General features: G+C 69.4%; 19 protein-coding genes. 9 read left to right on the top strand and 10 right to left on the bottom strand.

The genetic code is table 11. From position 1 onward, the window contains the following. Positions 1-50: 50 nt before the first annotated feature. Entirely contained in the window at positions 51-524 is a 474-nt protein-coding gene (locus IU476_RS31025) for an NUDIX domain-containing protein (protein ID WP_195105863.1), read from the bottom strand. On the opposite strand from IU476_RS31025, the gene IU476_RS36470 reads away from it, so the two are divergent. Beyond that, on the top strand, positions 523-867 hold the full coding sequence (locus tag IU476_RS36470) for a hypothetical protein (protein WP_228824591.1): 345 nt from the start codon (positions 523-525) through the stop codon (positions 865-867). The genes IU476_RS31025 and IU476_RS36470 overlap by 2 nt on opposite strands. Positions 868-902: 35 nt before the next feature. On the opposite strand, the gene IU476_RS36900 is transcribed toward IU476_RS36470, so the two are convergent. Next, positions 903-1271 carry a helix-turn-helix domain-containing protein gene (locus IU476_RS36900; protein ID WP_267466651.1) on the bottom strand — a complete coding sequence of 123 codons (369 nt, stop codon included), beginning with the start codon at positions 1269-1271 and terminating at the stop codon, positions 903-905. Positions 1272-1489: 218 nt separating this feature from the next. Here IU476_RS36900 and IU476_RS31015 point away from each other — a divergent pair, with 218 nt between their 5' ends. Further along, a complete protein-coding gene (locus tag IU476_RS31015; RefSeq protein WP_195105862.1) occupies positions 1490-1798 on the top strand; it encodes a hypothetical protein in 309 nt (102 codons plus the stop codon). 550 nt (positions 1799-2348) lie between these two features. Here IU476_RS31015 and IU476_RS31010 read toward each other — a convergent pair. Further along, a complete protein-coding gene (locus tag IU476_RS31010) occupies positions 2349-2774 on the bottom strand; it encodes a hypothetical protein (RefSeq protein ID WP_195105861.1) in 426 nt (141 codons plus the stop codon). Between the two features lie 127 nt (positions 2775-2901). Here IU476_RS31010 and IU476_RS31005 point away from each other — a divergent pair, with 127 nt between their 5' ends. Further along, positions 2902-3711: an MmyB family transcriptional regulator gene (locus IU476_RS31005; protein ID WP_195105860.1), complete on the top strand. Its 810-nt coding sequence runs from the start codon at positions 2902-2904 to the stop codon at positions 3709-3711. Here IU476_RS31005 and IU476_RS31000 read toward each other — a convergent pair. Continuing rightward, positions 3689-3862: a hypothetical protein gene (locus IU476_RS31000; protein WP_195105859.1), complete on the bottom strand. Its 174-nt coding sequence runs from the start codon at positions 3860-3862 to the stop codon at positions 3689-3691. The two genes, IU476_RS31005 and IU476_RS31000, sit on opposite strands and share 23 nt — an antisense overlap. Positions 3863-4181: 319 nt before the next feature. On the opposite strand from IU476_RS31000, the gene IU476_RS30995 reads away from it, so the two are divergent. Continuing rightward, entirely contained in the window at positions 4182-4796 is a 615-nt protein-coding gene (locus IU476_RS30995; protein ID WP_195105858.1) for a PAS and ANTAR domain-containing protein, read from the top strand. A gap of 34 nt (positions 4797-4830) precedes the next feature. On the opposite strand, the gene IU476_RS30990 is transcribed toward IU476_RS30995, so the two are convergent. Next, positions 4831-5577, bottom strand: coding sequence for an SDR family oxidoreductase (locus IU476_RS30990; protein ID WP_195105857.1), 747 nt, complete (start codon positions 5575-5577; stop codon positions 4831-4833). 75 nt (positions 5578-5652) lie between these two features. Here IU476_RS30990 and IU476_RS30985 point away from each other — a divergent pair, with 75 nt between their 5' ends. Next, the gene (locus IU476_RS30985; RefSeq protein WP_228824589.1) at positions 5653-6537 is read left to right on the top strand and encodes an MmyB family transcriptional regulator; all 885 of its coding nucleotides are present in this window, start codon (positions 5653-5655) and stop codon (positions 6535-6537) included. Between the two features lie 57 nt (positions 6538-6594). On the opposite strand, the gene glpK (IU476_RS30980) is transcribed toward IU476_RS30985, so the two are convergent. Both glpK (IU476_RS30980) and IU476_RS30975 read right to left on the bottom strand, forming a co-directional pair. Then, on the bottom strand, positions 6595-8139 hold the full coding sequence (glpK, locus tag IU476_RS30980) for a glycerol kinase GlpK (protein WP_195105856.1): 1545 nt from the start codon (positions 8137-8139) through the stop codon (positions 6595-6597). Positions 8140-8224: 85 nt separating this feature from the next. Beyond that, positions 8225-8986 carry an IclR family transcriptional regulator gene (locus IU476_RS30975; protein ID WP_195105855.1) on the bottom strand — a complete coding sequence of 254 codons (762 nt, stop codon included), beginning with the start codon at positions 8984-8986 and terminating at the stop codon, positions 8225-8227. 256 nt (positions 8987-9242) lie between these two features. Here IU476_RS30975 and IU476_RS30970 point away from each other — a divergent pair, with 256 nt between their 5' ends. The 3 genes from IU476_RS30970 to IU476_RS30960 are packed head-to-tail and all read left to right on the top strand — an operon-like array spanning position 9243 to position 13309. Then, positions 9243-10040 (top strand): MIP/aquaporin family protein, encoded by a 798-nt coding sequence (locus tag IU476_RS30970; RefSeq protein WP_195105854.1) that lies wholly within the window; start codon positions 9243-9245, stop codon positions 10038-10040. Positions 10041-10080: 40 nt separating this feature from the next. Continuing rightward, positions 10081-11601: a glycerol kinase GlpK gene (glpK, locus tag IU476_RS30965; RefSeq protein ID WP_195105853.1), complete on the top strand. Its 1521-nt coding sequence runs from the start codon at positions 10081-10083 to the stop codon at positions 11599-11601. Positions 11602-11632: 31 nt separating this feature from the next. Then, a complete protein-coding gene (locus IU476_RS30960; protein ID WP_195105852.1) occupies positions 11633-13309 on the top strand; it encodes a glycerol-3-phosphate dehydrogenase/oxidase in 1677 nt (558 codons plus the stop codon). 135 nt (positions 13310-13444) lie between these two features. On the opposite strand, the gene IU476_RS30955 is transcribed toward IU476_RS30960, so the two are convergent. Both IU476_RS30955 and IU476_RS30950 read right to left on the bottom strand, forming a co-directional pair. After that, positions 13445-13858 carry a protease inhibitor I42 family protein gene (locus IU476_RS30955; protein WP_195105851.1) on the bottom strand — a complete coding sequence of 138 codons (414 nt, stop codon included), beginning with the start codon at positions 13856-13858 and terminating at the stop codon, positions 13445-13447. Positions 13859-13987: 129 nt separating this feature from the next. Then, on the bottom strand, positions 13988-14794 hold the full coding sequence (locus IU476_RS30950) for an SAM-dependent methyltransferase (protein WP_195105850.1): 807 nt from the start codon (positions 14792-14794) through the stop codon (positions 13988-13990). Between the two features lie 132 nt (positions 14795-14926). On the opposite strand from IU476_RS30950, the gene IU476_RS30945 reads away from it, so the two are divergent. Beyond that, positions 14927-17101 (top strand): putative bifunctional diguanylate cyclase/phosphodiesterase, encoded by a 2175-nt coding sequence (locus tag IU476_RS30945; RefSeq protein ID WP_195105849.1) that lies wholly within the window; start codon positions 14927-14929, stop codon positions 17099-17101. Between the two features lie 269 nt (positions 17102-17370). Here the strand turns inward: IU476_RS30945 and IU476_RS37160 are convergent, their stop codons facing one another. Further along, positions 17371-19404: a helix-turn-helix transcriptional regulator gene (locus IU476_RS37160; RefSeq protein WP_195105848.1), complete on the bottom strand. Its 2034-nt coding sequence runs from the start codon at positions 19402-19404 to the stop codon at positions 17371-17373. Positions 19405-19573 lie beyond the last annotated feature (169 nt).

The raw sequence follows: 19573 nt of genomic DNA, 5'->3' as shown, positions 1-19573 counted from the left end.
GCGGGCGGGGTTGGGGGCTGGACCAAAGTCGGCGGCAACCGCGACCTGCGTCAACCGAGATACGGCGTACCGCAGTACTCCGCATGGTGCTGCAATCTCAACCGCACTGTCGAGTGCACCGGCAAGGATTCGAGTTCTTTCAGGCTCAGAAACTCCACAGAGATGGATTCTTGGGACACCACGAGCCGACCACCGATCACGCGGCCGTAGTACACGACTACGAATTCTTGCCTCACCTCGCCGTCGGCGTATGCGATCACGTGCGCCGGGTCCGAGTAGATCCCGAGCAATCCGGTGATCTCTATGTCCAGGCCGGTCTCTTCCCGAGTCTCGCGAACAGCGCACTGCGAGAGCGTCTCACCCAACTCCATGATCCCGCCTGGCAACGACCAGTTGCCCGAGTCTCCTCGACGCTGCATGAGCACACGGCCGGAGTCGTCGGTCACCAGCGCAGATGCCCCCGGCTTCAGCGAGTTCGGCTCAGGCGCGTCCGGAGAGCGATAGTAGTCACGCCGTGCGCCCATGACCGGCTTCCGCTGTGTACGGCACCGTGGTCTGCCATATCTGTTCGAACTGATCAGCGAACGATTCGAATATTCCGTGCGGGGACAAACGCCGCAGATGCAAGGCGGTGTGCTGGTAACCGCGAGCACGGAACAGGTATGGGGTAACGATCATCTCGTCATCGAACCGAAAGACGGCGTTGTAGAGGTGCGTCGAGTGCAGACCCACCCGACACCCGGGGGTATCGGGCAGCGGACCGAGCATGGACAGGGCGTTGCGTATCCGGCCCGGAAGCGTGCCGTTCATCTGTTCCAGCGTGTCACGCTCGGCGACGTGATCACAGTCCGGATCGGCGAAACCTAAGAGTACCTCGCACCCGGACGAGCATTTGTCCGCTATCACCTCAGCGGCTCGGGCATAAGTTCGAGCACGAATGGGTAGGCATAGCCCATGATGTCTACCCGACGAGTTGCCTTGTGCACCAACGAAATCCACAGATCGTTCGGGATCTCGGCGCGGTGTGCGTAAGCGCCCAGTACCTCAGCGGTGGCGGGGGCACCGGCTTGTGTATCCGGACGGGCAGCGGGCCACAGCGTTTCTTCGGTCTCCCCCAGCAATGCAGCCACTCGGATGCGTGTCCGCCTGTGGGGCACCCTTCCTGCCAGCCAACGATTCACTGTCTTCACATCTACGCCCGCCTTGTCGGCCAACTCCGCAGAACTCAGCCCTGACCTGAAGATTGCCGTCTCTAGTCTCTGCTGAGCCATACCCATAAGGCTAGGAGACATTCGGGACGTTCCGAAGTGTCTTCGGAAATGTCCACGGCACGGTTCTGGCGTCCCCGGCCCGCCCATAACGTTGGGAACCGGCCTTCCCGTTGAAGTCGTTTACCGGCCGCCCATCCCGGCGGCCCATGCGCGCCAAGACCTTTCACAGGAAGTGCCACCCAAGAACCGACGTCAGTCCCACAGGGAGGCACAGCGTCATGCGATTCCGACCGACCGCACTCGGATGGGTTGATTCCGAGGTATCCGACGCGTTGATGTGGGACCGCACCCAAGTCCAGCGGCTCGCGCGCTCGCTCGGGTACCTGATCATCTGGCCCGAGCTCTCACTCACCCCACTTGCCGACCAGGTGCGGGCCGCCAACGTAGACGCGGTGATCACTCCGTCACCGCAACACCTGAGCCCGCTCGCGCTCAACGGGATCTTGCACTTCGCGGAAATCGAAACACTCTCTCCGCGACTGAGTTTCACTCGCTGGACGATGATCCGAGAAGGCTGCTTCGCGTGAGGTGGCGCAACCGCAACCACGGCAACACCGTGGAAACGATCCGAGAGCGGATGCCCCGCCAACAGACTGCGGTCGGATGGACGCACGACGCGCCGGCCGAGCCGTTCACACCCAACCAGGCGCACAAGGCGATGCAGCAGCATCGAGAGTGCCCGGTAGAAGATTGCGACCGGAAACGGACGGCGTTCCAGACGCTGATCGAGGCCGGACGAGTCAAGCCCGACTCAGGCCGGATCCGATAGGCTCCGCGTACCGGTACAGCCGCCGCAGGGGGATGCAATGAGCGACGAACAAATCGGATTCGATATCGAGTTCGATAACAAGACACAAGTTTTTGTGTCGCACTGCAAGCTCAGAGAGAGAACCCGAACTGGCCGCCAAGGGTCAGCCCGTGGACATGGCCCGCGGGGTCAGTGATTTGATGCGGGTTACGCGACCGACACCCGGAATCGAGTCACGGCACCGGGAACCGCCGAAGGCCGGGTTGGACTCGCGGCGGCAGGGAAGAGCGTGGACGAGAACGCAAAGGGCAGGAACGCACCCGTGACTCCTAGGGCCGAAGGGACAGCGTGCGTCGCAGACCGATGAATTCGAGTGCGGCGAATGCCGTTACCACCGCGGCACCGATCAGCATGAAGGCAATTCCCCACCCGGTCAGCGGCATCGCGCCGACAAAGACCAGGACGAGCATCACCGCCGCCGACAACGTATTCGCCGCCACGACGGTGAGCGCCAGTTCGCGTGGGATATCGGGATATCCGGCGATGAGCAAGAGCGCCGCCGCGCCGCCGAGCATTCCGATGCCGAACGGGATCGACCACGTGGAGGGCAACCCGAGCGGGCCATGCAGCAGCGGTCCCGCCGCGAGCAGCACGATGCCGAATCCACCGGTGCTCCAGCCGTCCACCTGAAGCATGGTGCGTAAGTAGGCGGCACGGGCATTCCCGGTGATCGGCGCGGGCAGGATCGTCGTCATATTCGTCTCCTATTCGAGGGGCCGAAACCGATCGGGCCTCTTGAGACGACCGTGCCGGACGGAGATCGTGGTCTCAATAACCTCGGAGGTCATGGAGGCGCCGAAACGGCCTGGCTATGCTGCCTCGATGACCTCGATCGCCCCGTCCACACAGGTGGGCGCCCTCCTCCGGGAATGGCGTCGACGGCGGCGACTGAGCCAATGGGATCTGGCGCTGGCGGCCGACACCTCGGCCCGGCACCTGTCCTACGTCGAGACGGGCCGTTCCAAGCCGAGCCGCGCGATGGTCCTCAGACTGTGCGAAACCCTGGATGTCCCGCTGCGCGAACGCAATACCCTTCTCCTAGCCGCCGGCTATTCCCCCGAATACCCGGAAAGCAGTCTCACGGACGCGAACCTGGCGTCGGTGCGAGCCGCGCTCGACACCATGCTCACCGCGCACGAGCCGTACCCGGCGGTGGTTGTCGACCGGTACTGGAACCTGGTCACCGGAAATCGCGCGATGGGCGTATTGATGAGCGGGATTCCGGACCATCTACTAGCCCCCGAGCCAAACGTGTACCGCTTGGTCCTACATCCCGAAGGATTGTCCGCCCACCTCGTCAACGCCCACCAAGTCCGAAACCTGTTCTTGGAAAGGCTCATTCGTCAGGTGAACGCAACCGGAGACACCCATCTGCGAGCACTCTACGACGAGATCTCCCGCTACCCCGAACCTGCCGCAACCTCGGAACCCGAAGCGGCACAACCAAGCCCATTCCAGGTCCCGATCCGCATCCGCACACCCAACGGCGAACTCTCGATGTTCAGCACCATGGCCACCTTCGGCGCTCCGGCCGACGTGACCCTCTCCGAACTGGCCATCGAATTGTTCTACCCGCTGGACGATTTCACCACCGCCACCCTATCCAGCATCAGCCACCATAGAGACGAGTGAAGTCCTGGCCCGGATCGACGGCGGGCACCGTGTACCCGGACGAATCCCCATCGACCTGAGTTTCCTCGACATAGCGGTCGGGTTCGGGAGGCAGGTGACGCCAGCGTGCGCGTGGATCATCAACCTGCTCGCGGTGATCGTCCGATGACATGAAGTCCCCCTTAAGAACCGTGTCACCCTATGTTACCCGGAGCCACACGTACCGGACGGCGACGAGCCCGGACTCCCGCCAGCCGAGGCGCGGCAGTAGCGCTCGCGCGAGTAAACCGGTGTAGATGCCATAAACCAGTGAATTCGGGCGGGCTCGGCTAAATTTGCGAGATGACGCTCCCGCGAACTCCCTGGCCACGGCCCGGCGTGACATCATTCCTGTGCTCGCGGTGCGTCGTCCACGGCGAGGACGTGGTCGGCCGGTGACCGAGACGTCGGAAACCAGCGGAGTCGGTTTCGGGCCGCGACCCGCTTCGACTATGCCGCGCGCGGGTAGTTTCCGGTTCTGGTTCACCACCCATCGGTGGGAGTGGTCGCCGGAGCTGTACCGCATGCACGACTATGAACCCGGACAGGTCGAGCCGACCACCGCGCTGCTGCTCGAGCAGAAGCACCCCGACGACCGCGAGCATGTGGCGCAGGCGATTACGCGTTCGGTCGACCTGAAGGAGCCGTTCTCCAGCCGGCACCGCTTCCTCGACGCCACCGGCGTCGAGCATTCGGTCATGGTCGTCGCCGACCGCATCGTGGACGCGGCCGGTGAACCCGTCGGCACCGCCGGGTTCTACGTCGACCTCTCCGACACCGTCGCCGCCGCCCAACAGCACACGCCGAACGCGGCGATGCCGGTGGTGGTGGAGAATCGCGCCGTCATCGAACAGGCCAAGGGCGTGCTGATGCGCATGTACCGCATCAGCGCCGGGCAAGCCTTCGACCTGCTGCGATGGCGTTCCCAGGAAACCAACACCAAAGTCCGGGACCTGGCCGAACAGCTCATCGCCGACCTCGACCAGGTCCCGCCACCACCCGCCGATACCGTCACCGTCTTCGATCACCTACTGCTGACGGTCCACACTCGCGTCCGTGACCATTGAGCCACAACGGTTTTCGCTGTCGGGGCCGCCCGCTTCAGACGGGCTGGCCGATCGGGCGGATCGTCACCGTGTTGAGGTCGACGCCGGTCGGTTGATCGAGCGCGAAGGCGATCGCCCCGGCCACCGCGTCCGGGCTCATCGCGATGGGGGGAACGTGGCCGTGCCAGAACGCGGTGTCGATCATGCCCGGGTTCACGACCGTGACCCCGATGCCGCGGGTCGTGGCGTGCAGGCGGAGGTTCTCGGCGAAACCGACCACCGCCCACTTCGTGGCGGAGTAGAGGTTGCCCGGGCTGTTCTTGATTCCGGCCACGCTGCCGAGGAGCACCAACCGGCCGCGAGTGGGCTCGAGGTGCGGCAGGGTCGCCTTGGCCAGCAGGGCCGGGCCGAGCACATTGGCGAGCACCATCGGTCCCCACAGCTCCGGGTCGCCGTCGTCGACAACGGCGCTGCGCGTCCGGAAGTGATCCGCGGACGCGCCGCCCGCGTTGGCGACTGCCGTGTCGAGCGCGCCGAAGCGCTCTACCGTGCTGACGACCGCCGCGTTCGTGGACTCCCGGTCGGAGGCGTCCGCGATCAGGCCCAGGACGCGGTCCCCGTGGCCGACTTCGTCGAGGAAGGCTCGGAGCCGACCGGAATCGCGCCCGGTGACGGCGACGCGGTGGCCACGCTCGAGCAGGAGCCGGGCAGTCGCCGCGCCGATCCCGCTCGTCCCGCCGGTGATCAGGACCGTCTTTCCAGCGACCGGCGAGGCCCCGGATTCGGTGAGTGAGGTGTTCATGGCGTCCACTCTGTTGCGAGGCGCGGGCGCGCGGGAGTTGCTTACGAAGGTGGGGACGCCGTCCCCTGGCGCAGATTGAGCCGCCCGGGGAGGCTGTGCCTATGTCGAACACGAGGTACTCCGAACTCGGGCGGCTTCCTGCGTTCGCGACGCGAGCGGATCCGCCCCGAGGAGGTCGGGCTCGCGCCCGGCCCGCGGCGGCGCGTCCCGGGTCTGCGGCGCGATGAGGTCGCCGTGCTGGCCGGAGCCTCGGTGGAGTACTACACCGAACTCGAGCGCGGTGCCGGCTCCCAGCCCTCCGACCAGATGCTCGCCGCGCTCGCCCGCGCCCTCCGCCTCGGCCGCGACGAACGCGACCACCTGTACCGGCTGGCGAACCGCCCGATCCCACCCCAGGGCGGGACGACGTCACATGTCCACCCCGCCATGCTCGACCTGCTCACCCGAATCGACGGCACGCCGGCGATGGTGAGCACCGACCTGCACACCGTCCTGGTCCAGAACCCGCTCGCCATCGCGATGCTCGGCGACCTGTCCACCCACCACGGCCCCGCCTCGAGCTTCATCTACCGATGGTTCACCGACCCGACCTCCCGGCAGATCTACCCACCGGAAGACCTTGCCCCACAGTCACATTCGTTCGTCGCCGACCTGCGCGCCGCGGTCGGCCGCCGCAGCCCCGGCGACGCCGAGGCGACCGAACTGGTGGACGTCCTACTACGCCGATCCCCGGAATTCCGATCACTGTGGGCCGCCCAGGACGTCGGCGTACGCAGAGACGAACGCAAACGAATCCTCCACCCCACCGTCGGCCTGCTCGACCTCACCTGCCTCAGCCTCTTCAGCGAAGACTCCCGCCAACGCCTACTGTGGTTCACCCCCCGCCCCGGCACCGACACCGCCGAAAAGCTCGCACTCCTAACAGTCGTCGGCACACAGGCAATGCACACCGAGGTCTGAAGTCGTAGCGACCTTGGGTACCAGGCAGGCGAGCGATGAGCGGTTGCCTGTCGGTCGTCAGTTGTCTGTTGCGGCGCTTGGTCGTGGGCTGTCGGCGGTCTGGGAAGGCCGGGCCCAGCCGTACGTAAGCGACACTGCGCGTTGCCAATTGGTGTACTCGGACTCGCGGAGGTGGGGGGTCATGTGGGGGAGCCACTGGCCTGCTGCTCGCCAGTTCGAGCGTAGGCCTTGGAGGTCGGGCCAGTAGCCGACGGCGAGGCCGGCGGCGTAGGCGGCGCCGAGGGAGACGGTTTCGGCGACGAAGGGGCGGGTGACGGGGATGTCGAGGACGTCGGCGACTATCTGCATCAGGAGGTGGTTGGAGGTCATGCCGCCGTCCACGCGGAGGGCGGGGGCGCGCAGGCCGGAGTCGGCGTTCATGGCGTCGACGACCTCGCGGGTCTGCCAGGCGGTGGCCTCGAGGACGGCGCGGGCCAGGTGGCCCTTGGTGATGTAGGAGGTGAGGCCGATCAGCAGGCCGCGGGCGTCGCTGCGCCAGTGCGGGGCGTAGAGGCCGGAGAAGGCCGGGACGAGGTAGCAGCCGCCGTTGTCTTCGACTGTGCGAGCGAGGGTTTCGATCTCCGGCGCGGTCGCGATCAGACCGATGTTGTCGCGCACCCACTGCACCAGCGAGCCCGCCATGGCGATCGGGCCCTCCAGCGCGTACACCGGCTCGTCCGCGATCTGGTAGCCGATGGTGGTGAGCAGGCCGTGCTCGGAGCGCACGAGTTCGGTGCCGGTGTTCATCATCAGGAAGCCGCCGGTGCCGTAGGTGCATTTGAGTTCCCCACGGGCGAAACAGGTCTGGCCGAACAGCGCGGCATGCTGGTCGCCGAGCGCGGCCGCGATCCGCAGTCCCGGCACCACGTGCCGGACGGTCCCGAACGAGGCGGTCGAGGGCTGGATGCGGGGCAGCATCGCGGCGGGAATTCCGAAGAACCGCAACAACTCCGGGTCCCAGGTGCGGCTGGCCAGATTCATCAGCAGGGTGCGGCTGGCGTTGGTGACGTCGGTGACGTGCAGCCCGCCGTCGACGCCGCCGGTGAGGTTCCACACCAGCCAGCTCTCCATCGTCCCGAACAGCACCTCGCCGCGTTCGGCCCGCTCGCGCAATCCGGGCACGGTGTCGAGCAGCCACCGCAGCCGCGGCGCGGCGAAGTAGGTGGCCAGCGGTAGCCCGCTCAGTTCCCGGATGCATTCGGCGCCGGGCGCGTCCTCGAATTCCCGGACCAGGTCCTCGGTGCGCACGTCCTGCCACACCACCGCGCGGCCGACGGGCTGCCCGGTGCGCCGATCCCACACCACGGTGGTCTCGCGCTGATTCGCGATGCCCACTGCCGCAACCTGTTCCGCGCCGATCCCGGCATCGCGCAGCACCTGCGGCAGGATGCGCTCGACATTGCGCCAGATCTCGGCGGCGTCCTGCTCGACCCAGCCCGGCCGCGGGTAGTACTGCCGGTGTTCCCGCTGCGCCACGCCCACGAGCCGGGCGCGCCGGTCGAACAGGATGCACCGGCTCGAGGTCGTGCCCTGGTCGATCGCCAGCACGTATCGCTGTGTCATGCGCGGCCGCTTCCTGTCGAGAACCCTTCCAGCACAAACTTTTTCGAAGCACCCACATAACGACCGCCGGGGGTGCGCGCGGCCGTCACTGCGCGCCCAGTTCCCGCGACACCGTGCGCGCGGTGTCGAGCACATGCCCGACCAGCCGGGTACGCGGCCGCAGCCGCGCGTCACAGAGCCGGTCCACCGGCCCCGCGACCCCGATCGCGCCGACCACGAGCCCGCCGTGCGCACGCAGTGGCGCGGCGATACCGGCCACGCCGGAACGGAATTCCCCGATCTCCGCGGCCCAGCCGGCCTGCCGGACCGCGGTGATCTCCCGAGTCAGCGCACCGCGCTCGGTCACGGTGCGATGAGTCAGCTCGACCGGCTCGCCGCTCAGCACCCGCGCCGCCAGTTCCGCGTCGGAGGCCAGCAGCACCTTGCCGAGGGCGGTGGCGTGCGCGGGCAGTTCCTGCCCCACGTCCAGGGCCTGCTCGGTGTTGTCGGGCCGGAACACGTGGTGCACCACCACGACACCGTCGCCGCTCGCCCGCGCCGCGATCCGCACGGCCTCGCCGGTGCGCGCCGCCAGCGCGTCGGCCCAGTTGATCGCCCGCGAGCGCAGCTCGTTCGGGTCCAGGTAGCCGGTGCCGACCTCGCGCAGCGCCGCGCCGAGCCGGTACTTCCCGCTGCCCGGATCCTGCTCGACGAACCCCACGCCCCGCAGCGTCCGCAGGATGCCGTGCGCGGTCGGTTTCGCCAGCCCGAGCGCCCCCGCGACCTCGCCCACCCCGAGGCGGCCGGAGCGGGCGAGCAGGCGCAGCACGGCCGCCGCGCGCTCGATCGACTGAATCGGACCCGGCATGCACGCAACCTAACTCGCCACCGCGGATTCGACGATGCCGAACACGCGCACCGGCCCGGCGCCGCCGCGACCACGCGGTGTGACCTGGGCCATACCCTGCTGAACACGGCCGAACGGTAGCCTTCGCGACGAGCACGCTCCACCCGTCCTGTTCGACATTGTCGAACGACCGCGGTGTTCCAGGCGGCGCGGCGTCCGTAGCGTCGCGGCCAGGACGGTCGCACCGGGGCGGCCGACGGCGGACGGAGGCTCAACGGTGAACTTCGGGTCGATCTTCCTCAGCGAGGCGCTCGGCACGGGCGTGCTGGCCCTGCTGGGTGTTGGCGTGGTCGCCAACGTGCTGCTCGCGAAGACCAAAGGATTCGACGGCGGCTGGCTGCTGATCAACTTCGGCTGGGGGCTGGGCGTCTTCGGCGGCGTGTACGTCGCCTACAAGAGCGGCGGCCACCTCAATCCGGCCGTCACGATCGGCCTGCTGTTCAGCGGCGCCGACGAGTACTCGACCGGGATCGACGTCACGGTCACCACCACGATCGCCTATCTCGCCGGACAGCTGGTCGGCGCGTTCCTCGGCGCGACGGCCGCGTATCTGGCCTACAAGAAGCACTTCGACGCCGAACCGGACGCCGCCAAGAAGCTCGGCGTCTTCGCCACCGGCCCCGAAATCCGTTCCTACCGCTGGAATTTCGCCACCGAGGTGATCGCCACCTTCGTGCTGGTGCTGGTCATCATCGGCATCGGGCACACCCCGAGCGGACTGGGCCCGCTCGCGGCGGCGTTGCTGGTGGTGGGCATCGGTGCCTCGCTGGGCGGCCCCACCGGCTACGCCATCAACCCGGCCCGCGACCTGGGCCCCCGCCTGGCGCACGCGGTGCTGCCGGTGACCAAGCCGGTCGGGGCGCGCGTCGCGGCGGGTGTCGGTGCACGCGCCGACTACGCCGAAACCCCTGAGCCGCAACGCAAGAACAACGACTGGGCCTACGCCTGGGTGCCCGTGCTCGGCCCGCTGACCGGCGGCGCGCTCGCCGGACTGGTCGCCGCCGCCGTCTTCTGATTACCTCTCCCCCACTACTTTTCGGCGAAAGGAACCCACGATGACCCGTTACGTCGGAGCCATCGATCAGGGCACCACCAGCACCCGCTTCATGGTGTTCGACCACGGCGGCAACGAGGTGGCCCGCTGGCAGCTCGAGCACGAGCAGATCATGCCGCGCGCCGGCTGGGTCGAGCACAACCCCGCGGAGATCTGGGAGCGCACCAGCACCGTCATCAAAACCGCGCTGGCACACGCGGATCTGACCGCCGAGGATCTGGCCGCCGTCGGCGTCACCAATCAGCGCGAGACCACCATCGTGTGGAACCGGCGCACCGGGCGGCCCTACTACAACGCCATCGTCTGGCAGGACACCCGCACCGACCGCATCGTCGCCGAACTCGAGCGCGCCGGGCACGCCGACACCATCCGGCACAAGTCGGGACTGCCGCCGGCGCCGTACTTCTCGGGCGGCAAGCTGAAATGGATCCTGGAGAACGTGCCCGGCGTGCGGGAGGCCGCCGAACGCGGGGACGCCCTGTTCGGCACCGCCGACACCTGGGTGCTGTGGAACCTGACCGGCGGCCCGCGCGGCGGCAACCACGTCACCGACGTCACCAACGCCAGCCGCACCATGCTGATGAACCTCGAGACGCTGGACTGGGACGAGGAGCTGCTGGAGCTGTTCGAGGTGCCGCGCGCGATGCTGCCGACTATCCGGCCCTCGGTGAATCCGGACCTGTTCGGCACCACCTCCGCCGACGGCCCGTTCCAGGCGGAGGTGCCGATCGCGGGCGTCGTCGGCGATCAGCAGGCGGCCACCGTCGGCCAGCTGTGCTTCCGGCCCGGCGAGGCGAAGAACACCTACGGCACCGGAAACTTCCTGCTGCTCAACACCGGCGAGGAAATGGTGCGCTCGCAGCACGGGCTGCTCACCACCGTCGCCTACCAGTTCGGCGACCAGGCCCCGGTGTACGCGCTGGAGGGCTCGATCGCGGTCACCGGTTCGGCGATCCAGTGGCTGCGCGACCAGCTCGGCATCATTTCCGGTGCGGCACAGAGCGAATCGCTGGCCCGGCAGGTCGACGACAACGGCGGGGTGTACTTCGTCCCGGCGTTCTCCGGCCTGTTCGCGCCGTACTGGCGTTCCGACGCGCGCGGGGTCATCGTCGGCCTGTCGCGCTACAGCAACAACGCGCACCTGGCGCGCGCCGCGCTGGAGGCCATCTGCTACCAGACCCGCGACGTGGTGGAGGCCATGCAGGCCGACTCCGGCGTGCAGCTGGACGTGCTGCGCGTGGACGGCGGCGTCACCGCCAACGAGCTGTGCATGCAGTTGCAGGCCGACTTCCTGGGCGTGCCGGTGTCGCGGCCGGTGGTCTCCGAGACCACCGCGCTGGGCGCCGCCTACGCCGCCGGGCTGGCCGTCGGCTTCTGGAAGGACGTCGACGAGCTGGCGCAGAACTGGCAGGAATCCAAGCGCTGGACCCCGAATTCGACCGAGGAGCAACGCGAACGCGGCTACGCGCGATGGAAGAAGGCAGTGGCCCGCACCCTCGACTGGGTCGAAGACGACGACTGACCCGTACGGAACACGAGAGAGAAATACCGCTGTGACAACACAATTGGATTCGCAGTACCGGGCCGAGGGGCTGAACTCCCTGGCGCGAGCCGACATCGACGTGCTGGTCATCGGCGGCGGTGTGGTCGGCGCGGGCGCCGCGCTCGACGCCGCGTCCCGCGGCCTCACCACCGTCGTGGTGGAGGCCCGCGACTGGGCGGCCGGAACCTCCAGTCGCTCCAGCAAACTCATCCACGGCGGGCTGCGCTACCTCGAGCAGCTGGACTTCGCGCTGGTGCGCGAGGCGCTCAAGGAGCGCGGGCTGCTGCTGAACCGGCTGGCGCCGCACCTGGTGCACCCGGTGTCGTTCCTGTTCCCGTTGCAGCGGCACTGGGAGCGCCCCTACATCGGCGCGGGCGTCGCGCTGTACGACACGCTCGGCGGGGCCCGCGCGCTGCCCATGCACAAGCACCTGAGTCGTTCGCGCGCCCTGGAATTGGCGCCCGCGCTGCGTCCCGACGCCATGACCGGCGCGATCCGCTACTTCGACGCGCAGGTCGACGACGCACGGCACACCATGATGCTCGCCCGCACCGCCGCCCAGCACGGCGCCACCGTGCTGACCCGCACCAAGGTGACGGCACTGCTGCGCGAGGGCGGCCGCGTCACCGGGGCGACGGTCACCGATCTGGAGACCGGCCGCGCCTACGACGTGCGCGCCCGCAGCGTGATCAGCGCGACCGGCGTGTGGACCGACGAGATGAACGCCATGACCGGCGTGGATTTCCCGTTCCGCGTGCGCATGTCCAAAGGCGTGCACATCATGGTGCCGCGCGCCCGCCTCGACCTGCGCACGGGCCTGATAATGAAGACCGAGAAGAGCGTGCTGTTCGTCATCCCGTGGCGCGAGCACTGGATCATCGGCACCACCGACACCGACTGGTCGCTGGACCGCGACCATCCGGTGGCGACCGCGACCGACGTGCGCTACATCCTCGATCACGTCAATTCGCTGCTGCGCGAACCGATTTCCGAGGACGACATCGTCGGCACCTACGCCGGGCTGCGCCCGCTGCTGTCGGGCGCCTCGAACGACACCGCGAAGCTGTCACGCGAACACGCGGTGGCAGAACCGGTTCCGGGGCTGTTCGTGATCGCGGGCGGCAAGTACACCACCTACCGGGTGATGGCCGCCGACGTGGTCGACGCCGCGGTGGCGGGCTTCGGGCAGGCGGTGGCGCCGTCGGTCACCGAGAATCTGCCGATCCTCGGCGCGGTCGGCTACCAGGAGCTGCTCGCGGACGCCGAGGGCGTCGCGCGGCGGGCGGGGCTGCCGGTGGAGACGGTGCGGCACCTGCTGGAACGCTACGGCTCACTGGCGACCGAGCTGATCGGAATGCTCGACGCCGCACCGGAACTGGCGATGCGGCTGCCGGGGGCCGGGGAGTATCTCGGCGTCGAGGCGGTCTACGCGGTCACCCACGAGGGCGCCCTGCATCTGGACGACATCCTCACCCGCCGCACCCGCATCTCCATCGAGGTGCCCGATCGCGGCCTGGCCGCCGCCGAGACCGTCGCGGACCTGGTCGCGGGCCACCTCGGCTGGGACGCCGACACCAAGGCCGCCGAACTCGCGCGCTACCGCGAGCGGGTCCGGGCCGAACTCACCGCGAACGAGGCGGCCGACGACGAGTCGGCCAACGCGGCCCGCCTGCTCGCCGCCTCCTGACGCGCCGAGAACAAACGAACCGCTGCCGGACCGTGCGCCCGGCACGCGACTCGTCGCCGAGCCGGACATGGCGCGGCCCCGGAACGCACACCGGCCCGGGCGTACTCGCCCGGGCCGGTGTTCGCGGAGCGACGGTCAGCGCACCGTCACGTTCAGCGAGAACTGCTGGGCCGGAGCCGGGTCGCCGGCGCGCACCGAGACCAGGGTCAGGTGGGTGGCGCCCGCGTCACCGGCGGTGAAGGTCCACACCGAGTTGCCGGCACCGCCGGGCAGCAGGTCGCCGGGGTTGCCGCGGAACTGCGGCTCGCCCTCCGGGCGCAGCACGGCCTGGTCACCCTCGGCGACCTGCCAGTGGTAGCCGGTGGAGGGGTTGTCGGGCAGCGCCACCACCAGTTCCTGTCCGGACGACAGCGTGATCGCCTGGCCGTCCGCGTCGGCGCCGAGCACCATCGGCTCGGCGATCGGGGCGGCGGTCACGCCCGGGACGGGATCGGCCGCCGCTATCACGCTCGGGCCACCGGCCGCCAGCGCCAGACCGAACACAACCATCAGCAAAGGTGTACGCACCACAGTCCTTCCGATTACTTCGAGGGCGCTCACACCTTACAGTCGCCGCCGCCGGACGTGGTCGTCGAACCGCGAAAACCATTCGGTACCAACCGTTCCGAGGGCTTCTGCCTAAGCCTTGCGGGCCACACCCCCGTAGGCACCCGACGTCTCGGGATGCTCCCCCACGTCGCCGGGGTGCTCGGGACGCCACAGCGGCAGATGGACCAGGCCGGGTTCGAGCAGCGGCCAGTCGCCGAAGAACCCCGCGATCTCGTCCTTGCCGCGCAGCACGATCTCGGTGGAGGTGCGGCCGGACAGCTTCTGCGCCTCCAGCACCTCGGCGGGCTGCCCGTCGGCGGTGGCGTGGGTGATGGCGACGTAGCTGCCGGGCACCACCGCCTCTTGCAGCCGCGCCACGCACCCGGCCGGATCGGCGTCGTCGGGCAGGAAGTGCAGCACACCGAGCAACAGCACCGCGACGGGCCGCTCGAAGTCCAGCAGCCGCGTCACCTCAGGATCGGCGAGAATCGTTTCGGGCCGGGCCATGTCGGCCTGCACGACGGTGGCGTGCGCGTTGCCGTCGAGGATCGCGCGGCTGTGCGCCACCGCGACGGGGTCGATGTCGACGTAGACCACGCGCGCTTCGGGATCGCGCGCCTGCGCCACCTCGTGCACGTTGCCGACCGTCGGAATGCCCGAACCGAGATCGAGGAACTGGGTGATGCCCGCGTCGACCAGGTGGCGGACGCAGCGCCGCAACAGATCACGATTGGCCCGCATGGTCTCGGCGACATTCGGGGTGAACGACTCGATCTGCCGCGCGAGCACGCGGTCGATCTCGAAATTGTGCATGCCCCCGACGAAGAAGTCGTAGACCCGCGAGGCGCTGGGCCGGTCCAGGTCGATGCCCTCGGGCGCCCAACTCGGTCTGGTCATCGGAAAACCTCTCTGCGAAACGTCGCCCGCGGCCCGGCGACCCGGAAGGCGAAGCATCGCAATCGTATTCGAGCAACCTTCGAAACGCGGGCGGTTCACACGCGTCGACGCACGCGGCTACGATCGATCTTTATGGCGTGGGAAGGATCCGACGACGTCCTGCACGCCGATCTGGCCGAGCGGTGGGCGGCCGCACTCGGTGGCGGGGCCCGCGATCACATCGTGCCGCTGAGCGCCGCCGAGGTGCGCGCGCTGCTGACCGGGCTGGCGGCCGAACTGGACGCGGTCTCCCGCGGTGGCGGCACCGCGCGCGCGGCGCAGGCCGGCGAGCGGCTGGCGCGCGCGCATTTCGTCGGCGACGAGGTGCTCGGGCGCAGCGTCGCCGTACTCAGCACGCACTTCGCGACCGCCGGTGTGCGCCCCGCCCGGACCGCGGAAGTGCTCGCCGCCTTCACTTCCGGGTACGTGCGCGCCTTCCGGGCGTGGCTGCTCAGCGAGCAGGAGAGCGTGCACGCCGCCGACATGGCCGCCCGCCGACTGGCCGAGCAACGCCTGCGCACCAGCGAGGCCCGGTTGCGGGCGGTGTTCTCGCAGGCCGGGATCGGCACCGGACTCTCCGATATGACCGGCCGCATCATCGAGGTCAACAACGCCTTCGCCGCGCTGCTGGGCTACCGCCCCGAGGAGATGCTGGCGCTCAACGTCGCCGAACTCACCCACCCCGACGACCCGCCGAGCATGTGGGAGCTCTACGCGGGGGTGCTGCGCGGCGACCACGACAACGTGCAACTGGAGAAGGCCTACCTGCACCGCGACGGCCACACGGTGTGGACCAACATCAACGTCTCGCTCATCCGCGACGAGCAGGGCGCGCCGCAGTACACGCTGGTGCTGGTCGAGGACATCTCCGAACAGCGGGCCCTGCGCGAGCGGTTGCAGTTCCGCGCCCACCACGACCCGCTGACCGGGCTGGCCAACCGCACCCGCTTCTTCGACACCCTCGCCACCGCCTTCGCCGACCCCGACGCCCGGGTCGGGCTGTGCTACGTCGACCTGGACCATTTCAAGAGCGTCAACGACACCTTCGGCCACGCCGCCGGCGACGAGCTGCTGAGGCAGGCCGCCGCGCGGCTGAGCGCCTGTATCACCGAGCCGGAGCACCTGGTGGCGCGGATGGGCGGCGACGAATTCGTGGTGCTCGTGCCGAGCGCGGCCGCGGGCGGCGAACTGGCCCGACTGGCCCGCACGGTGCTCGACGCGTTCACCACGCCGTTCGACATCCACGGCCACCGCCTCAACGTCAGCGCCAGCGTCGGGGTGACGGTGCAGCGCGCCGGCCACACCAGCACCGACGAGCTGCTGCAGGCCGCCGACACCACCATGTACTGGGCCAAGGCCGACGGCCGCGGCCGCTACGCGGTGTTCGACGCCGACCGCCGCCGCCGCGAGCACACCCGCGCCGAACTGTCCGCCGCCATGCCCGCGGCGCTGGGCCGGGGCGAATTCTTCCTCGACTTCCAGCCGATCGTGGCGCTCACCGACCGCGCGCCGGTCGCGGTGGAGGCGCTGGTCCGGTGGCGGCATCCCGAGCTGGGCGTGCTGTCCCCGGCCCGGTTCGTGGAGCTGGCCGAGGACGGCGGTCACATCGGCGCGCTGGGCGCGGTGGTGCTCGCCGAGTCCTGCCGCGCCGCGCGGGACTGGCACGACCGGTTCGGTCCGCGCACTCCGGTGCTGAGCGTCAACGTCTCCGCCGCCGAGGTGGCCGACCCGGCCTGGCTGGACCGGGTGCGGCGGACCATCGACGACACCGGGATCGACCCGCACCACCTGCAACTGGAACTGACCGAGCGGGCCTTCATGCACGCCGCCGGACGGCCGCTGCAGGCGCTGCGCGCGCTCACCGAGGCCGGGGTGCGCATCGCCATCGACGACTTCGGCACGGGCTATTCCAACCTGGCCTACCTGGGCCGGCTGCCGTTGCACGTGGTGAAACTGGCCGGGGCGTTCATCCACCGCATCCGCACGCCCGGCACCTCGAGCCGCAGCGACCTGCTGGTGTTGCAGACCATCGTCGAGCTCAGCCACGAACTGGGCCTGACCGTCACCGCGGAGTGCGTGGAGACCCAGCACCAGGCCGAACGACTGCTGGATCTGGGCTGCGACACCGCGCAGGGCTGGTTCTTCCACCACCCGATGCCCGCCGAGCAGATCACGAAGGTGCTGGCCGACAGCGAATTCACCTGGGCGCCATCGCTGTTCGACCCGGACCTGCCGCCGGGCCCCGGATCGGCGGCGCCGGGCCGCTGAATCGGCCGTCCACGCCGCGAGACGTGAACTACGTCACACCCGACCGCCGCGCGAATCCGCCCGAACCGGACCGGGCAGACCGCGCGGCCTCGCATTACGCCGCGCGGCGCGAAGGCCACCGCCGCACCGGATCTGCGGGCGAACCCTGTCCCCGGTGCGGCGTCGTGTTGCACACTTGATCACTATGCTCATGATCTACTACGGGTTGTTCCTCCTGCTGCTGGAGGGCCAGAAGCTCATGGAGCAGATCCTGCAGCAGTGAGGCCGGGTCACACCGCCTCGGTGCGCGCGGGTTCGTTACCGCCGAGCACGACCGCCAGGTCGGTGCGGCGGGCGACGCCGAGCTTGCGGTAGACACGGGTCAGGTGCTGTTCCACGGTGCTGGTGGTGATGTGCAGATCCCGCGCGATATCGCGGTTGCGGCACCCGGCCGCCGCCAATCGCGCCACCTTCAGCTCCGACGGGCTCAGCGTGTCCAGCGCCCCGCGCGGGCTCTCGGTCGCCGTCACCGAATGCAGGTTCGGCCCGCGCGTCCCCGCCAGCCGGGCGCGCAACGGCTCCGCGCCGCACTGCTCGGCCAGCCGCAACGCCCGCCGCGACGCGGTGCGCGCCCGGTCCCGCTCGCCGATCAGGTGATAGGCGTGCGCGAGATCGGCCAGCGCCGTGGCCAATTCGAGCAGATCGGGCCCCGCCCCCGCGATCTCCACCGCCTTGCGCAGCAAACCGATGCGCTGCGCGGGCGGGCTGGTCGCGGCGACCAGGCGCAGCGAGGTCGCGCCGCTGGAGTGCCGTGTCGCGCCGCGCAAGTGCCGCACGTGTGCCGCCGCCCAGTGGCGCGCCGAGCGCGGGTCGCCGGCCGCCAGGTAACTCTCCGCGAGATCGTTGCGCCAGGGCGCGATGCCCGCGATGTCCATGTGCCAGCGCCGCATTCGCTCCCCGCACAGCGTGAAGTCCGCCCGAGCCCGCTCGTGATCGCCCACCGCCAGGTGGTAGCGGCCGCGGGCGCGCAGGTAGTGCAGGCCGATCCGGGACAGCGCCACCGTGTCGGGCAGTTCGGTGTCGAGGTAGGCGGCGGCCTCGCGATACCGCCCGGCCGCCGTCGACGCCTCCACCAGACCCGCCACCGCCAAACCCGCGTAGGTGCCCAGGCTTTCGCCTCGCACCCGGCCCAGCGCGTTGCCCGCGTGGGCGATCGCGGCGTCGAGCGCCCCGGCGCGCACGAACATCGCCGACCGCCAGATCGCGAAGATCGACTGCCAGGCCGGCGCCCGGCGCGCGGCCGATTCGAGCATGAGCGATTCGCACCACGTCGCCGCCGAGTCCAGCCGATCGCTGTAGACCATGCCGTCGAGGACCATCAGCAGGGCGCCGAAGGTGGTGTCGTCCAAGCGATGTGCGCGCACCAGCCGCTGGGCCCGCGCCATCGCGTGGTCGCACACCCCGTGCGCGAACACATCCGACAGCAGGCGCGCGGCGTCGGCGTCGGATTCCGCCCAGCCGCTGCCCAGATACGCTGCGGCGCGGTCGGTTTCGCCCGCGAGCGCCGGTGCGGCGTGGTCGTCGAGCAGGCCCGGGTAGTGACAGCCGAGCCATTCCCGCAGCGCCGACCAGCCGGCCAGCCCGGTCGCGTCGCCGGCGGCGGCCGCGGACCGCAGTAGTCGCAGGGCGACCGCGGCGTCCTCGGATCGGCCGTGCCACAACAGGTATCGGGCCGCCATCGGCAGACAGGCCACCGGCATCGCGCCGCCGCGCAGCGCCGCCAGCAACCGCGAGAAGCTGCGATTGGACGTGGACGGATTGAGCCGCCAGCGAATCATCGCCAGCATCAACAACATCACCGCGCGCTCGGCCTCGTCGTCGGACAGGCGGCAGGCCAGTTCGAGATAGTCGATGGCCCGGTGGATCTCGTCGTCGGCGACGGCGTCCTCGGCCGCCGCCCGCAACACCGGCACCGTCCACGGCGCCCGGACCTCGTCGGCGCCGAGGAGGTGGTCGGCCACCCGCACGGCCGGCGCGGCGCCGTCGTTGAGCACCTCCGCGATGCGCCGATGCAGCCGCTGCCGCACCCCGATCGGCACCTCGCGCAGGATCGCGTCGCGGATGTCGCGACGCCGGAATTGCGCGTATCCCACCAGATTCACCGCGGTCAGCTCGCGCACCTGGGCGCGTACCGCGGCGGGTTCCGCGTCCAGCACCCTGGCCAGGATCCACAACGCGGTCGGCTGATCCAGCACTGCCAGCAGTTGCGCCACCCGAACCCGTCCGGCGCCGCCCTGGCGCACATAGGCCAGTGCCGCCGGCACCGACCAGGTTCGACCGCGCCCCCCGGCAGAAACGGTCCCCTCCGATCTCTCCCGTTCCGATTCTGCTACTGCGATTTTCTCAACTGCTACCAAGGGAGGCACCCTTACCCAACAGACCGGTCGCGGATCTCTCGCTACCGGTAACGGATATGGTACGAGGACCCCGGCG

The sequence above is a fragment of the Nocardia blacklockiae genome (genome assembly GCF_015477355.1).
Lineage (GTDB): Bacteria > Actinomycetota > Actinomycetes > Mycobacteriales > Mycobacteriaceae > Nocardia > Nocardia blacklockiae.
The sequence above is the reverse complement of the archived record's forward strand: the minus strand, read 5'-3'. Positions and strand labels throughout refer to the sequence as shown.

Bases quoted from the DNA above. Each gene is read 5' to 3' on its own strand.
- IU476_RS36470 (WP_228824591.1), top strand. From the start codon at position 523: ATGACCGGCTTCCGCTGTGTACGGCACCGTGGTCTGCCATATCTGTTC.
- IU476_RS31025 (WP_195105863.1), bottom strand. From the start codon at position 524: ATGGGCGCACGGCGTGACTACTATCGCTCTCCGGACGCGCCTGAGCCG.
- IU476_RS36900 (WP_267466651.1), bottom strand. From the start codon at position 1,271: ATGGCTCAGCAGAGACTAGAGACGGCAATCTTCAGGTCAGGGCTGAGT.
- IU476_RS31015 (WP_195105862.1), top strand. From the start codon at position 1,490: ATGCGATTCCGACCGACCGCACTCGGATGGGTTGATTCCGAGGTATCC.
- IU476_RS31010 (WP_195105861.1), bottom strand. From the start codon at position 2,774: ATGACGACGATCCTGCCCGCGCCGATCACCGGGAATGCCCGTGCCGCC.
- IU476_RS31005 (WP_195105860.1), top strand. From the start codon at position 2,902: ATGACCTCGATCGCCCCGTCCACACAGGTGGGCGCCCTCCTCCGGGAA.
- IU476_RS31000 (WP_195105859.1), bottom strand. From the start codon at position 3,862: ATGTCATCGGACGATCACCGCGAGCAGGTTGATGATCCACGCGCACGC.
- IU476_RS30995 (WP_195105858.1), top strand. From the start codon at position 4,182: ATGCCGCGCGCGGGTAGTTTCCGGTTCTGGTTCACCACCCATCGGTGG.
- IU476_RS30990 (WP_195105857.1), bottom strand. From the start codon at position 5,577: ATGAACACCTCACTCACCGAATCCGGGGCCTCGCCGGTCGCTGGAAAG.
- glpK (WP_195105856.1), bottom strand. From the start codon at position 8,139: ATGACACAGCGATACGTGCTGGCGATCGACCAGGGCACGACCTCGAGC.
- IU476_RS30975 (WP_195105855.1), bottom strand. From the start codon at position 8,986: ATGCCGGGTCCGATTCAGTCGATCGAGCGCGCGGCGGCCGTGCTGCGC.
- glpK (WP_195105853.1), top strand. From the start codon at position 10,081: ATGACCCGTTACGTCGGAGCCATCGATCAGGGCACCACCAGCACCCGC.
- IU476_RS30955 (WP_195105851.1), bottom strand. From the start codon at position 13,858: ATGGTTGTGTTCGGTCTGGCGCTGGCGGCCGGTGGCCCGAGCGTGATA.
- IU476_RS30950 (WP_195105850.1), bottom strand. From the start codon at position 14,794: ATGACCAGACCGAGTTGGGCGCCCGAGGGCATCGACCTGGACCGGCCC.
- IU476_RS30945 (WP_195105849.1), top strand. From the start codon at position 14,927: ATGGCGTGGGAAGGATCCGACGACGTCCTGCACGCCGATCTGGCCGAG.